This window comes from Vibrio sp. R11-SG3-ISO9 (genome assembly GCF_059834255.1).
Window position 1 is genome coordinate 41,448 of the sequence record NZ_JCBDGU010000004.1, and the last position, 13,582, is coordinate 55,029.

Annotated in this window: 12 protein-coding genes; 3 read left to right on the forward strand and 9 right to left on the reverse strand. The window is 45.0% G+C overall.

Going from position 1 to position 13,582, the window contains the following annotated elements; translation table 11 throughout:
• Window positions 1–414 precede the first annotated feature (414 nt).
• Complete coding sequence (locus AC6R05_RS00955) at window positions 415–2,175, forward strand: sodium:solute symporter family transporter (RefSeq protein WP_500646288.1); 1,761 nt, start codon at window positions 415–417, stop codon at window positions 2,173–2,175.
• A 164-nt stretch (window positions 2,176–2,339) separates the two neighbouring features.
• Here AC6R05_RS00955 and AC6R05_RS00960 read toward each other — a convergent pair whose 3' ends face one another.
• Entirely contained in the window at window positions 2,340–2,933 is a 594-nt protein-coding gene (locus tag AC6R05_RS00960) for a hypothetical protein (RefSeq protein WP_500646289.1), read from the reverse strand.
• Between the two features lie 612 nt (window positions 2,934–3,545).
• Here AC6R05_RS00960 and AC6R05_RS00965 point away from each other — a divergent pair.
• Window positions 3,546–4,085: a DUF3332 domain-containing protein gene (locus AC6R05_RS00965; RefSeq protein ID WP_285401986.1), complete on the forward strand. Its 540-nt coding sequence runs from the start codon at window positions 3,546–3,548 to the stop codon at window positions 4,083–4,085.
• A gap of 120 nt (window positions 4,086–4,205) precedes the next feature.
• Here the strand turns inward: AC6R05_RS00965 and AC6R05_RS00970 are convergent, their stop codons facing one another.
• Genes AC6R05_RS00970 through AC6R05_RS00985 form a run of 4 tightly spaced genes read right to left on the reverse strand, consistent with a single transcriptional unit; the run spans window position 4,206 to window position 8,135 of the window.
• Complete coding sequence (locus tag AC6R05_RS00970; protein WP_285401984.1) at window positions 4,206–4,871, reverse strand: potassium channel family protein; 666 nt, start codon at window positions 4,869–4,871, stop codon at window positions 4,206–4,208.
• The gene (locus tag AC6R05_RS00975) at window positions 4,872–5,981 is read right to left on the reverse strand and encodes an AI-2E family transporter (RefSeq protein WP_500646290.1); all 1,110 of its coding nucleotides are present in this window, start codon (window positions 5,979–5,981) and stop codon (window positions 4,872–4,874) included.
• Between the two features lie 23 nt (window positions 5,982–6,004).
• Window positions 6,005–7,024: a DUF2955 domain-containing protein gene (locus AC6R05_RS00980; RefSeq protein ID WP_500646291.1), complete on the reverse strand. Its 1,020-nt coding sequence runs from the start codon at window positions 7,022–7,024 to the stop codon at window positions 6,005–6,007.
• Window positions 7,014–8,135, reverse strand: a complete 1,122-nt coding sequence (locus AC6R05_RS00985) for an HlyD family secretion protein (RefSeq protein ID WP_500646292.1) — start codon at window positions 8,133–8,135, stop codon at window positions 7,014–7,016. Before AC6R05_RS00985 ends, AC6R05_RS00980 begins: the two co-directional genes overlap by 11 nt.
• A gap of 182 nt (window positions 8,136–8,317) precedes the next feature.
• Between AC6R05_RS00985 and AC6R05_RS00990 the strand changes: the two genes are divergently transcribed.
• A complete protein-coding gene (locus tag AC6R05_RS00990) occupies window positions 8,318–9,331 on the forward strand; it encodes an AraC family transcriptional regulator (RefSeq protein ID WP_500646293.1) in 1,014 nt (337 codons plus the stop codon).
• Here AC6R05_RS00990 and AC6R05_RS00995 read toward each other — a convergent pair.
• The 4 genes from AC6R05_RS00995 to copI all read right to left on the reverse strand — a co-directional run bounded on the left by AC6R05_RS00995 (window position 9,317) and on the right by copI (window position 13,539).
• Entirely contained in the window at window positions 9,317–10,444 is a 1,128-nt protein-coding gene (locus AC6R05_RS00995) for a GGDEF domain-containing protein (protein ID WP_500646294.1), read from the reverse strand. The genes AC6R05_RS00990 and AC6R05_RS00995 overlap by 15 nt on opposite strands.
• 117 nt (window positions 10,445–10,561) lie before the next feature.
• Window positions 10,562–11,566, reverse strand: a complete 1,005-nt coding sequence (locus tag AC6R05_RS01000; protein WP_500646295.1) for a Solitary outer membrane autotransporter beta-barrel domain — start codon at window positions 11,564–11,566, stop codon at window positions 10,562–10,564.
• Between the two features lie 310 nt (window positions 11,567–11,876).
• On the reverse strand, window positions 11,877–12,902 hold the full coding sequence (locus AC6R05_RS01005) for a helix-turn-helix transcriptional regulator (protein WP_500646296.1): 1,026 nt from the start codon (window positions 12,900–12,902) through the stop codon (window positions 11,877–11,879).
• A 94-nt stretch (window positions 12,903–12,996) separates the two neighbouring features.
• Entirely contained in the window at window positions 12,997–13,539 is a 543-nt protein-coding gene (copI, locus tag AC6R05_RS01010) for a copper-resistant cuproprotein CopI (protein WP_500646297.1), read from the reverse strand.
• Window positions 13,540–13,582 lie beyond the last annotated feature (43 nt).

Here is a 13,582-nt window from a genome sequence, read left to right on the forward strand (position 1 = left end):
AACACGATTTTTGTGTCCAATAGTATGATGATATCAATGCGATTAGCGTAAAGCGCACTAACACAGTAACGTTGAAGAACGTCCTATACTTATCACTCTCGCTAAATTAAACAGCAACCAAAAATCGATTCGGATTATGGCAGCCAAAGGTAATAACCAACACCTTTAACGCTAACTACCTGATTTAAAAAGAACTTAATGGTATTGCAAATGGTTACATTTAAAACAAACTATTACCGTAACTTAGATTTTACAAAAATGCTTGAAAGCCCCGTATGTCATGGCTTTGTCAGGATTTTTATATATAGAAAAGCTCTTGGTTTGGATCACAATAAAAGCATATTGTAGTACAAATATACCTGTAAAAGAGTAATCTAGGAGTCAGTTAATGATCACACTTAAAAGGCTGAAAAAATGACTATTGATACTCTTGTTGTTCTTGCCTACTTCTTCTTTCTTGGAGCCATTGGTTGGATGTTCCGTAAGTTCACAACGTCGACAAGTGATTACTTTAGAGGGGGCGGCAAAATGTTGTGGTGGATGGTTGGTGCAACCGCCTTCATGACACAGTTTTCAGCATGGACGTTTACAGGTGCCGCAGGACGCGCGTTCAGCGACGGTTTCGTCGTTGTAATCCTATTTTTAGCCAATGCATTTGGCTACTTCATGAACTACATCTATTTTGCTCCAAAATTCCGCCAGCTTCGCGTTGTTACCGCAATCGAAGCAATTCGTCAGCGTTTTGGTAAAACTTCAGAGCAGTTCTTCACTTGGGCAGGTATGCCTGACAGCTTGATTTCAGCTGGTATCTGGTTGAACGGCCTCGCAATCTTTGTTGCCGCTGTATTCAACATCCCAATGGAAGCAACCATTGTGGTAACAGGTCTAGTGTTGATGCTGATGGCAGTAACTGGCGGTTCTTGGGCCGTTGTTGCTTCTGACTTCATGCAGATGCTAGTTATCATGGCAGTAACGATTACCTGTGCGGTAGCGGCTTACTTCCACGGTGGCGGTCTAAGCAATATCGTTGCAAACTTTGATGGCGACTTCATGGTTGGTAACAACCTGAACTACATGAGCATCTTCATCCTTTGGGTTGTGTTCATCTTCATCAAACAATTCGGTGTAATGAACAACAGTATCAACGCTTACCGCTACCTGTGTGCAAAAGACAGTGAAAATGCGCGTAAAGCGGCTGGCCTAGCATGTGTGCTAATGATTGTTGGTCCACTGATTTGGTTCCTACCAGCTTGGTACGTAAGTGCATTCATGCCTGACTTCGCAGAGCAATACGGTTCAGTGGGTGCAGACGCTGCTTACCTAGCATTCGTACAAAACGTAATGCCTGCAGGTATGGTTGGTCTTCTAATGTCAGCAATGTTCGCGGCTACCATGTCTTCTATGGACTCTGGTCTAAACCGTAACGCAGGTATCTTCGTGATGAACTTCTACAGCCCAATTGTTCGCCCACAAGCGACACAGAAAGAGCTGGTTGTAGTAAGTAAAGCAACGACAGTAATGATGGGCTTCATCATCATCGGTATTGGCTTGTTCATCAACTCACTGCGTCACCTAAGCCTGTTCGATATCGTACTAAACGTTGGTGCATTGATTGGCTTCCCAATGCTTATCCCTGTACTTCTAGGTATGTGGGTTCGTAAGACTCCAGACTGGGCTGGTTGGGCAACACTGATTGTAGGTGGTTTCGTTTCTTACATCTTCGGTATCTCTCTACAAGCTGAAGACGTACAGAACTGGTTTAACCTAGAACACGCACTAACGGGTCGCGAATGGTCTGATTTGAAAGTAGCACTGAGCTTAGCAGCACACGTTGTGTTCACTGGTGGCTTCTTCCTAGCAACAACACTGGTTTACAAGGGTCGTACACCGGAGCGTGAAGCAGAAGTTGAGAAGCTATTTGAGAACTGGAACACACCGGTTGTGGCAGAATCTCAAGAGCAGCAAAACCTAGACACAAAACAGCGTTCAATGCTTGGTAAACTAATCTGTACTGCAGGTTTCGGTATCCTAGCGATGGCTCTAATTCCAAATGACATCACTGGTCGAGCACTGTTCCTACTGTGTGGTTCGATTGTACTGTCAGTTGGTGTACTACTGGTTAACGCCTCTCGCGGTGGCGTAAAAAAGCTCGATGAGCCAGCGGCAATGAAATAAGCATTGCTTCTAGCAGCAAAACAGCTTCTAGCAAGAATAAACCGTTAACAAACAAAACGCCCAAGCATCAATGCTTGGGCGTTTTTTTATATGTTCAGTACTGAAGAAGATAAGACCTTACTGCCCTACTGTTTGTTGTGCTTGCTGTTTATTGAACCTGTTATTTATTCAGCCAACGCTTTGACTCTTAGCTTTTGGTCAAGTTCATACAGGTGTTCAGCGGCTTCCATATGTTGAGGATAATCCGCAAATTTCTCGCGCTGTTCTGGCGTCATCTTACAGGTTTCATCCACCAGCATAAGCGTCCAGTACAACTTGGTGGTGCGTAACATCGCTAGTAACGGCTTCAACACCTCTTTCTCATAAACTTGAATCAGTTGCTCAATCCACTCTTCACGCTCGTCCTCGCTCGTAATAGAGCCCTCTATCGCTGCAATGACGTTTAAGTACTTCGGATTAGCCTTGAGCTTGTCCATCACAGACTCCGTCTCTTTAGCCAGCTCTTCAAGCTCCGTTCTTATTGCTGCTACCCAGCTCGCTTGAGTCAACGTCGAGGCTTCTACGCTCTCAAACTCATTCTTAATGCGACGCTCAACGTTCTTTTGTGCCTGCTTAACGACAGAACGGACTTTTTGAAAAGGAAGTTGGTACTCCTTACCTAGCTCGGTGATCAAGGTATGAAAACCGCCATGTGGCAAATGCAGGTTCTCTTTAAATGTCGCCAAAGCCGCTTCTTGATCCGGTGTAAGGTTACTCATTCTCTTTCCTTTTAATCTCTTCTAACTCTCAACGGACTGCCGAGCATAACATCATTCACTCTTGCTGTTGGAGCGAGTCCCTCTTATGAGTCCAAATATCTCTTTAAGTGACGAGATAATAGGCACTCGTGGCATTAAATGGTAAATCCTGAACTTCTGAATTCTGTACATTACGTGCACAAGGGTTGTATCGCAGACAGGAGTCTCCCAACTAAATAAGAGAGCACCATGACATACTCAGATTACAAAGAATCCGACCTACACAAATGCGTTATCGTTACGGGCGAGTTACTCACCTCGACAGCCAAGCTTGCTATCAAAGCCAGCACCACTCTATTTAAATGTTTTCGTTGGCTCGCTATTAAGGCTTATCGATATGTCATGAAATAGACTTTAATGCGTTACGCACCCCAACCAAAATTTCAAAAAGCGTTACCTGATAAAAGGTAGCGCTTTTTCGTTTTTCACATCTCAGGTTAACAGTCTCATAGAACCTAAAGCGATGAAAGTTTATCCAGCCGGTGGCGTTAAATGGTAAAACTCATCAAAACAAATCGTCGATACTACACCTGTTCCAACGAAACAGACTTATTAAATAATACAGGTACTAAGATGAAAAAGATGGCACTAAAGATTGTAGGACTCACGGTTTTAGCTTCGGCGCTAACGGGTTGTATCGGTAGTAATGCTGTCACAGGGAAAGTGATGAAATTCAACGTAGAAGTCGTAGATAACCGCTACGCTCGAGCAGGCGTGAACTTCTTACTTGCCCCCGTCTACGGTATCACTACCGCCGCCGACTACGTGGTGTTCAACTCTCTTGAATTCTGGACGGGTAAAAACCCTATCAGTGGTTCACCACACATCTTTGATACCAAAGCAGACACGCATTTCAAAGTGAATGATGAACTCGACCCAAGCCTAAAAGAGGCACCTGTTGCACCTCTGTCTAACAATCGCACCATTGAAACGGGCGAAATGATTCAGATTGACGAAAATACTATCCAGATGGACATCGTCTATAACACAGGTGAAAGCGCGACGCTTACAGGCATCAAAGAAGGTCAAGAAGTCAGCTACTACATGAACGGCGAGTTAGTTTCACAAACAACAATCAGTGAGCTAGAAGCGTTGAAGAACGGTAAGGCATAACCCGGCTTAAACATAAGGCCGTTGAGAGTCATACCACTCTCAACGGCCTTTTATTTTCTGTCATTTAGGATAAGACTTACTTTCTATGGTAACTAGCGTCAGTGATTAGCTTTGTCCTGACTAGCTCTGATCTTCCTGCCCTTGATTCAATCGAATACTGACCAGACTCGCCACCATGATAGCCAAATAAAAACTACCAATAATCGATTCCATAAACACAAAGAATTGAGCTACAGGAAGTGCTGGAGAGATATCCCCATACCCAACCGTGGTCAGGGTAATGAAGCTAAAGTACATCGCGTTAAACAGATTACTCAGCCACTCTCGCTCTTCCAATCCATTAAACGCATGGGGCAACAGCTCTAAGATCAACAAGTAAATGGTCGCCCAAGCCAGACCAATCAAAAGATAAATACAGATTGAGCCAATGATGTGGTTTTTAGTGACACTCGATGCTTGCATTACCTGCCTGAGCGCGGAATAGATATGAGAAAACAAGAAAGCTGCCAGTGCAGAGAGGGTCACAATCGAGAGGTTATAGTCTTCAAAGAATGAAAACACCCCGGACACCCCAGCCGTTAACAACAATAAACCATACCAAGATCGATACAGTGCTCGCTCTTGGTGGATACCCGCAATAGAAACCGCTAAGGTCATGATAATCAGAAACAAGATGGTCTTTTGGCCTTGAGGATAAAACTGCTGCATCACGGCGCAGCCAAAGAACAGCACCAATAAGGCGAAAAACAAAAAGTAAAAGTTATCGTCCTTAGAAACAGGCTTCATCTACTTCGCCTCTTCTTGTTTTGCTGGTTCTTCTAAGCTTTCTGGTTCTTGTGAACTGGTTTGTTCTAAGTTGAGCCAAACCATTAATAGCTCATAGGTCAAACTCAGCACTACCGCACCCACAAAGAGACCCACAATACCCGACATCGCCATGCCGCCTAACGCACCCAGCAGAATCACCAACATTGGAATGTGAGAACCACGACTCAATAGCACCGGTTTAAGGAACGCATCACTACCACTCACCAGCAGACACCAGACCAAGAAAATACTGGCCGCCATGGTCGACTCAACGCTGAACATGTAAATAATCGCAGGCAGAAGCGCGAGAATCGGTGGCAATTGAATAATCGCAATTAAGAGTACCGCTAACGCCCAGAACGCCGCGGCAGGCACACCCGCAATCACCAAGCCAATAGCAGAAGCCACCGACTGAATCACAGCCACACCAATCACACCCTGAACCACACTTCTTACTGTGACTTTGGAAAGCTTAACCAACTCTTCACCGCGACCATCGGTTAAACGTGCGACCAAATGCGTCAAACCAAGCTGACATTTATCTGCGTTACTCATGAAAGCGCCAGCGATAATGGTAGAGATAATAAACTGCACGAAACCACCACCCAGAGATCCAAGAATCGAAGCGGCTTTTGCTGCGAACTGTTTGATCTCTTCTGCGTACTTCACAAACGCCCCTTCAATGTTTGTTGAAGCGTACACAAGCGCACCATAGATCTTCTCTCCGACAAGTGGGATCTCTTGCAGAGACTGTTTAGGCTTGGGAACGGATAAAGTGCCATCTTGCAAACCACTCACTAGGTCAGATGCACTGGTATAGATACCTGAGGACAACGCGATAAGGGGAATAAGGAGCAACAACACCCCAATAAAACTCAGTAAGCCACTCGCCTTCCCTTTCGACATACCGGTTTTATTGGAGATCGCCACCGCCACAGGATAGAGCGCTGTCGCAATGATAGCTCCCCATATCACCAACAAGATAAACGGTTTAAGAATAGAGAAACACCAGTAAACAAGAATCGCCACAGCGGCAATTTTTATCGCTGCATCAATTGCTTGCTTTGAAAAGTCTTCAGTTAACTTCATAAAACATCCTTGTTCATAAAAAATTAAGGCTGATTTTGCAGAAACTTCCAATTCCGAGTTTCAAGAAACAAGGAAGCTAAAATCATATAAACACCAATCATGACCAGTTGGACAATGCGTATCAGTGTATTACTGTCAATGTCACCTGAGCTCATCAAAGTACTGCCAATAAGAACAAGTAAGGTACTAAACGCCGTCGCAAATATTGGTGCCTTTTCTGGCACGGTATAGATCTTCCGCGCCATAAAAATCGCGACTAATCCAATAAACAGCGAATAGAAAACAATGTTGGGCACAATCGCCAATATTGAGTACGCCACGATCGCCAGTAGCCCACCAATACCATTACTGATCACCAAAAACGCACTCAATTTCACCGACTTCTCAGCGGTGATCATTAAAGAGAGCAGTGCAATAAACATCATAGTCAACAATGCTTCTGAAATTTGGAAAATAAAGAAGAAGCAGACCACGGGATAAGAGATGATCATGGCTCTAAACGCCGCATACCAGCGTTGCTTGCGATCCAACGGTGCAGGCGCAAAGCCAGAAAAGTCCGATTTAGGCTCAGGAAAATAGATATGAACCAGAGCAAAAATCAACACGGACACCACACCGGAAGTCGCCAGCCCTGATGCCAGCATCACCGACATTCCTGGATTATCGATCGCCATGAACGGCAACATAAGCACTGCGATTAGCAGAATAGTCGCAAACAGATTCCACTTAGGGTCTACGAACAAGTAGTAACCCCAGAGCATCATCAACCCCACTAGCACCAGCAGAGGTATTGGGTAATGCGTGATCCCTCGTGAGAGCATCAAGCCAAGCGCCATCGTGGCGACCAGTGCAAGCAATAGTTCATATACCGTCTCTTTGTGAAGATTCGGTTTGTCGATCAAGAATTTCGCTGTAAACACAGGGGCGACAAACGCCAGTGGCCAGTTGATCCAAGCGGCCAAAAATACCGCAAGGATCACGCCAACTGTGAAGCGAAGAATACGTCGCTGAACCTGCTCATCTAAGATGGCATTATCTGACATAAGAAAGCACGCTGATTAGTCGAATCCAAAGCTTGCCAATCGCATTAAAGACGAAATTATCGCCACTGTAGACGATAACATCCGCTTGCCCTCCCACTCTCAACATGCCTGATACTTCATCACGCTCAAATTCAATGGTGATAGGCAGCATTTGGGTTTGACGCAGCCATCCGGTTTGTTGGCTCGCTTGAGCAAGCTTACCCGCTTGATCGTTTTGACCCCAATCTACACCCCAGTCGATACTGCTGACTCGCCCTGAGACGACTTTACCCGGTGCAAAATCGAGCGCGACTTCCACTTCGTCACCCACCGCGACGTTACCTAAGCTGTTCTCACGGTAATATGCTTCGATCCAGATATCTTGCGTCGAAACAAACGTCATAATGGCTTGACCAGAAGAGGCAAAAAAACCTTCAGATAAACTGAAGTTTGAGACACCACCTTGAGTGGGTGCAGTAATGACGGTTCTTTCTAGGTTAAGCTGCGCTTGCTCAAGAGCTAACAACGCCGCTTTTACTTGGCTGTTCTCTTTACCCTCTTTACCCATTTGTTTTTTAGCTCGTTCAAGATCGGCTTCAGCATTGACGACTGCCGCTCTTGATGTTGCCAAGGCTGCACGTGCTTGATCTGCATCCGACTTCGACACCACACCTTTGTCTGCCATCGCTAACACACGCTTAGCTTGTAGATCTGTATTCTGTCTCTCGACAATCGCCGACGTTAGCTTGGCTTGCGCTGATGCTATATTGGCCGTTTGTGCGCCAACATTCTGCCCGGCAATTTCTAGATTTTGCTCTGCTTGCGCCACAGCGATTCGATAATCTGAATCATCCAAGACAGCGAGCACATCCCCTTGCTCCACTAACTGATTTGGTTGGACACGAATATCTAAGACTTTTCCTGAGACTTCAGGTTTGATTGGAACGATGTAACCTTTCACACGAGCATTATCCGTAATCGGGATAAGTCGATCAGAAATAATACTGAATAGCAGCATCACGGCGACAAACAACAATAAGTAGTTTGTCACTTTTCTGACTTTGTCCCTTTTATTAGGCTGCTGCGTTGGTTCACTGCTTGCAGATGATTCCGCCTCGTTAACTTCAGACATACCACTCCCTTTCATCTAGGTAACATCAACAAAATTAGTACTTTAAAAATAAGCCTACTCATGGAAAACTCAAGAAATTAGAGTTAAATTTATCTAATAGCACTCTGTAACTGATAGGTGCGTCTAATTATTATCAATGCACACATATCTATCTGCAAATACACACAAAGGATTGTTTCGTTATGGCAGAAGTCGATTACCAAGTCCCTGTAGTACAAACAAATTATGCAAAGATTCTAGTGCAGATGTTTAGCGACTATGGAATGGACTTACATCAGTTGCTGGAAGATTCCGGGCTTCCGCCCGATCTGATTCAGTCCGACAGTGATTTCGTGCCCACTGAATCGATTAAACGCCTGATCTATCTCGCTTCAATTCAGTTAGGCGTCTCTAAATTTACCGACCTACTCGGGTTAGCATTTCGCCGTCGCATCATCCCACATGTCTTGCATCAGTTTGTCGATTACCAAACCATCGGTGATGCGTTACAAAACATCGGTAAAATTTTCTCCAACGACTCTCCCGGTAGCCGGGTTACTCTGGATGAAGAACACGGTCAAAGTTGGTTTTGCCGCCAGGCTCAAAGTGATGATTCGCCTAAATTCCAGTGGGGTGAAGCGTTTGCCATCATCTACATCATTGAGCTTATTACCATACTCTCTAACCGCCCCTGGCAACCTACGAAGATTCGTCTTCAGGGGGATGAAAGCGACGTGGTGAGCACAATAACCACCAATCATTGTCAGATATATATTCAACAAGAAAAAACGTCAGTGATGATCCCTGATGACATTCTGCACTTGCCTATTCAACTCACCAGCAAAGACCTAAGCCCAAAGCCCGCTTTAGTTGAGTGGCATACTAGCTTTACTGATAGTGTTTATGAACTGCTCAAGCCGTACGTGAAAGAGCAAGACCTATCGATCGAGGACGCTGCGCAGTTACTCAACTTTTCCGTGCGCACTTTCCAAAGAAAGCTAAAGCAAGAGAACACCTCTTTTCGCAAGATCAAAGAGAACCTAATGTATTCGGTAGCCTGTGAATTGATGGAGCAAGGCCACACCCTGACCTACATATCGAGTCAGCTTGGCTATACCAACATCTCCCACTTTTCCCGTGCATTCAAACGTGTCTCCGGACTGACACCTAAAATCTATCAACGATCTATTTCCGAAAGTAATTTAACTGGCTCTTGAGCGGTTCACCGCCACCGTTTTCAATGGCGAACACTCAATGGGCTGCACTGGAGAGCGGCGATTTGTCCGCTCAGCCAATGTGGTTTCGCTAATACAAACTCGATCACGCCCACTCTGTTTCGCTCGATAAAGCGCCTTATCTGCCTTTCGATACGTTCTATCAGCCTGATCATGCACCACGGAGACACCACAACTGATCGTAATACCTAGCGTCGAAGATTGTTTGATGGCCTCTTTTAATCGATGCATCGCTTCGCCGGCTTCATTCAGCGTCGTTTCCGGCATCAACACAGCGAACTCCTCACCACCGACTCGTGAGATGATATCCGTTGCGCGACAACGGCTTCGCAGCACTTTAGCTACCTCTTTCAATGTTAAATCACCTTGGTCATGCCCAAACTCATCATTGATACGTTTGAAGTGGTCGATGTCGATGATCGCTAAACAGGTCTGAGTATTGGTATAACGATTCGCTAAATTGACGTAATGGTCGAGTTCCCGATCAAAACGGCGGCGATTCCAACATTCGGTCAGTGAATCGGTTTCAACCAAGGTTCTCAGGCGACGCTCGAGGTCTTTTCTCTGAGTAATATCTGTAAAGGTCACCACGTATTTCTCTTTATGTGGGACGATTTGACTGAGCCTTTCTACGATGACATTCACCGTAAACGGCGCGCCAAGACGGTTCATGCCACTGACCTCCCCTTTCCAGCGATAATTATGCTCTAGCGCGTTTTGTATGGTAGGAATCAGCGTTCGATTTCTCATAAAGCAGAGGTCTAAAATAGAACGCGCTTCAATCTGAGCAAAAGCGTATCCAGTGATCTTCGAAAACTGCTGATTAACCTGCATCACCCTGAGATCGCGATCTAGAACAACAAAGCCAGCGATACCATCAATGATCGATTCAGATAAGCTGTAATCGCGGTCCCGTTTCTCATGTTGATATAGGCGTACCGCGATGATGGTACTGATAACAAACACCACGCACACAGACGCTGCCACCGTTATATTGGAGGCAGAATTGAGCAACCAAAGGGTAAAAAGTAAGTTGAGAACCAAAGCAGAAACAACATAGAGAGGAATTCTGGGTTCAGGGGATAACTTTTTCATAGCACGCTCTTGTGATGACAGAGCCTACATCATGACCAAGTTTTAAAGCCGTTATTTACCATTTTACGACACATACAAATTCAAATTAGCTAACCCTCAGCTATCCAAATTAATATGCTAGTTATTGAGTAATATAATAAGGCTTCCACCACTCAAAGAGCTGCCATAGTTGAAGTTGATACCTACCCCAAAGTTATCAAAGAAGTAAGAGTCGTAAGGCATATCGAACACCAAGCCAGCACCAAATTCATAATAATAATGAGTATCTAAGGGCGAGGTTAAATCCCCCGCAACATCTATGCGCCTGAAGTTATAATGAATCTGAGGGTTATCGAGAGGCACAGAGTCAAGTGCTACCTTTTGTCGAAATTCAAGCTCATTGATAAACCTCAGTCCTTCAGGGTTTCCAATATCTCCATCATTCGCCTCTCCTCCGCCAGTGCCATAGAAATAACGCACGCGCGAAGAAACATTCCAGCTGCCCCATTCTTGCCGCTGGTTATATTTCAGCTTTAAAGAAGGCTCGGCGATCAACGCCCATGCAGAAGTATTCAAAGCGTAGCCATCAAGCTGCTGTTGAAGCCCCTGAGAATAGCTGTTGCGGTAATCAAACTCATTCTTGTAGTAGAGGGTATGCAAGCCCAACCCATAGGCAAGTGACCAGTGCTCATCAAAGTGACTAACAAGGCCGGCAAAGCCATAAGCCCCCAATACCGTGTCTTGGTTCTGGTCTAAGGTGCGATCCGGTGTCACGCTAGAGTCGATCTCAATTTCTTGCTCTGTGGTTACGTAAGAAACACGCACCGACCAGATGAAGTCTAGGTCAGGGTTATCTGTTTTGATCACACTCGTATATGGGATAGCCCCTACTTTGACTTGGCTTCGGGTTTCTATTGTCGTATCAGAGCCAAAGCCACTGTCATTCAAATTGATCAGCGAGTTAGGATCAAAATCAACAAAGCCGATAGAAACGGCATCGCTGTCAGTAAGCGCGATGGAAACCGCAAAGATTTTCTCCAGCCTGTCTTGCAGCGCAGGGCTACTTGCAAAGGCGGCAGAAGGAAGCGTGAGGGCAACGGCCCCGATAACTGAGGGATAGAAGCGATTTAGCAGGTAAAGCATTAAGTTGACTCCATTCAAACTTATGCTTCAAGTGTAATTGGAAAATTCGCTATTTCAATCAGAGGGTTAAAGTTGGGAATCGAGCACCTCGCAAGGCGAGCTGTAAAAAACTCGCAAGATCGATTGCCCCATAAAGCTCCTCAACATCTTGTACTCGATAGTGAATGATCATGGCCAGTCCTCCGTCGTTAATAGGATTTCAAATAATGAAATGCCATCTTGGCGGATTCCCATACCACTTACTTACCATTTTATGCCACCGATTTAAGATGAGACTGCGGTAAACGCCGATAAAGACAGACTGTGCCTTCTAGACCTTGCGCTCTTTACGATACTGCCTAGGTGTCATCTTCATTTGACGTTTAAAGGCGCGAGTGAAGTGTGATGAGTCTGAGTAACCCATTTTGGCGCCGATATCTGTAATTGATAAATCAGAGTGCTCAAGTAACAGTAGTGTCTGCTCTAGCACCATCTCTTCTATCAAGGCTTTGTAAATCACTCCCTCTTTTTCCAAACGCCGTTGGATTGTCCTCACGTTGATGTTGAGGATCTCAGAGGCAAGACTAATCGGCAGTTTACCCATAGACAAATAGGGCTTAATCGCTAACTGAAACGAGCTAACAAATGAGTGAACGCCACCGATTTGCTTAATGGGTTGTTGAAAATTCTCAGCCTTCATACTCAAATTTCGAGCTAAGACGATAGGCGATTGCATAAGTGAGTCAGGAATTTCAAATGCCGTGACCGGACGACCGATAAAAAACTGAGCCTCTGCCATCTCAGGTAATGATTGGAAATACTCTAAATCACTACTTTGGATCCCTACCTCAGTTGCACGCCACTTACCTTGAGTCAGACTCAGAAGTAACTCATTAATAAATATGACCGAGAATAACTCTGACAGCTTAAACCATGGCGCGTCAGAAAAAGGTTTTTCGCGCACCAACCACCATTTTCCGCCGGACTGCTTGGTGTAAATATTGGCCCCCGTGGAACGAGCTTTAAGCTGCTCAGCGAACTCATCTAAAGCGGCTTTCAGCGAAGTCCGTTCAGATAACTGGGCGAAAAACTTAGGGACATAGACTTGCTTACAGAAACTCCATAGCAAGAGCGTTAATTCTTCTCTGGATGCGGACTGCTCCATCAATTCAAGTACGTTCTTAAACGCGGTTTCAGGAAGGTGCTGATAGTCCCGTTCATTAGTAAAAATATCGTTAGGGATCTTCGCTTCCCGCAGCAAGAAATAAATGTCTTGCTCAAACTGCTGCAGCAGTTCAACAAACCACTCCACATCATCAGCATTGACGATGGCAATCGAATTACTCTGCTCCGCCATTAATGGATCCTTTCACAATGGGTTCTGTACTATTCTAATCAAAAAAAGGGCCGCTATATGCGACCCAATCCATTTCTGCCTGACGAATCTCAATTTAAAGCTTAACTGATTTTGTCATACCAGCTTCAGCATGGCCTTTGAAGTTACAAGCGAACTCAACCTCATTGTCACCGTGGAAGTGCCACATAAACTGACGGGCCTTTTTGGGCTCTACGACAATAGAGTTCTTGGTGTCATGTTCCATGCCCGCCATTGCTGCCATCATTTTGCGATGGCTCTCTAGCTCTTCTTTGCTACCAATCGAGAATTCATGAGGCTCATTGCCTGCATTCATTACTACAAACTGCACCACATCGTTTGGCTCGATCTTAACTTCTTTCTTGAAAGTGATGGTTTTGTCGTCATTGAGGACCACATGAACCACTTTGTCTGGTTTAGCGCCATTAGCTGGCATCCCTACACTAGATGTACGTTGCATTCCCATCATACTCGAGTGATCCATAGTGGAATGATCCATCATTTCATGATTCATCGAGCTGTGATCCATCTTTCCATGGTCCATTTTAGAGTGGTCCATCTCAGCAAAAGCAGAAGCAGTGAATAGAGCTAAGCTCAACGCGATAATTGTCTTTTTCATAATAATTCCTGATGTTGTTTTGACCCAGCGAAAGTCTCACTAG

Coding starts and splice junctions, on each gene's coding strand:
- AC6R05_RS00955 (WP_500646288.1), top strand. CDS start 415: ATGACTATTGATACTCTTGTTGTTCTTGCCTACTTCTTCTTTCTTGGA.
- AC6R05_RS00960 (WP_500646289.1), bottom strand. CDS start 2,933: ATGAGTAACCTTACACCGGATCAAGAAGCGGCTTTGGCGACATTTAAA.
- AC6R05_RS00965 (WP_285401986.1), top strand. CDS start 3,546: ATGAAAAAGATGGCACTAAAGATTGTAGGACTCACGGTTTTAGCTTCG.
- AC6R05_RS00970 (WP_285401984.1), bottom strand. CDS start 4,871: ATGAAGCCTGTTTCTAAGGACGATAACTTTTACTTTTTGTTTTTCGCC.
- AC6R05_RS00975 (WP_500646290.1), bottom strand. CDS start 5,981: ATGAAGTTAACTGAAGACTTTTCAAAGCAAGCAATTGATGCAGCGATA.
- AC6R05_RS00980 (WP_500646291.1), bottom strand. CDS start 7,024: ATGTCAGATAATGCCATCTTAGATGAGCAGGTTCAGCGACGTATTCTT.
- AC6R05_RS00985 (WP_500646292.1), bottom strand. CDS start 8,135: ATGTCTGAAGTTAACGAGGCGGAATCATCTGCAAGCAGTGAACCAACG.
- AC6R05_RS00990 (WP_500646293.1), top strand. CDS start 8,318: ATGGCAGAAGTCGATTACCAAGTCCCTGTAGTACAAACAAATTATGCA.
- AC6R05_RS00995 (WP_500646294.1), bottom strand. CDS start 10,444: ATGAAAAAGTTATCCCCTGAACCCAGAATTCCTCTCTATGTTGTTTCT.
- AC6R05_RS01000 (WP_500646295.1), bottom strand. CDS start 11,566: ATGCTTTACCTGCTAAATCGCTTCTATCCCTCAGTTATCGGGGCCGTT.
- AC6R05_RS01005 (WP_500646296.1), bottom strand. CDS start 12,902: ATGGCGGAGCAGAGTAATTCGATTGCCATCGTCAATGCTGATGATGTG.
- copI (WP_500646297.1), bottom strand. CDS start 13,539: ATGAAAAAGACAATTATCGCGTTGAGCTTAGCTCTATTCACTGCTTCT.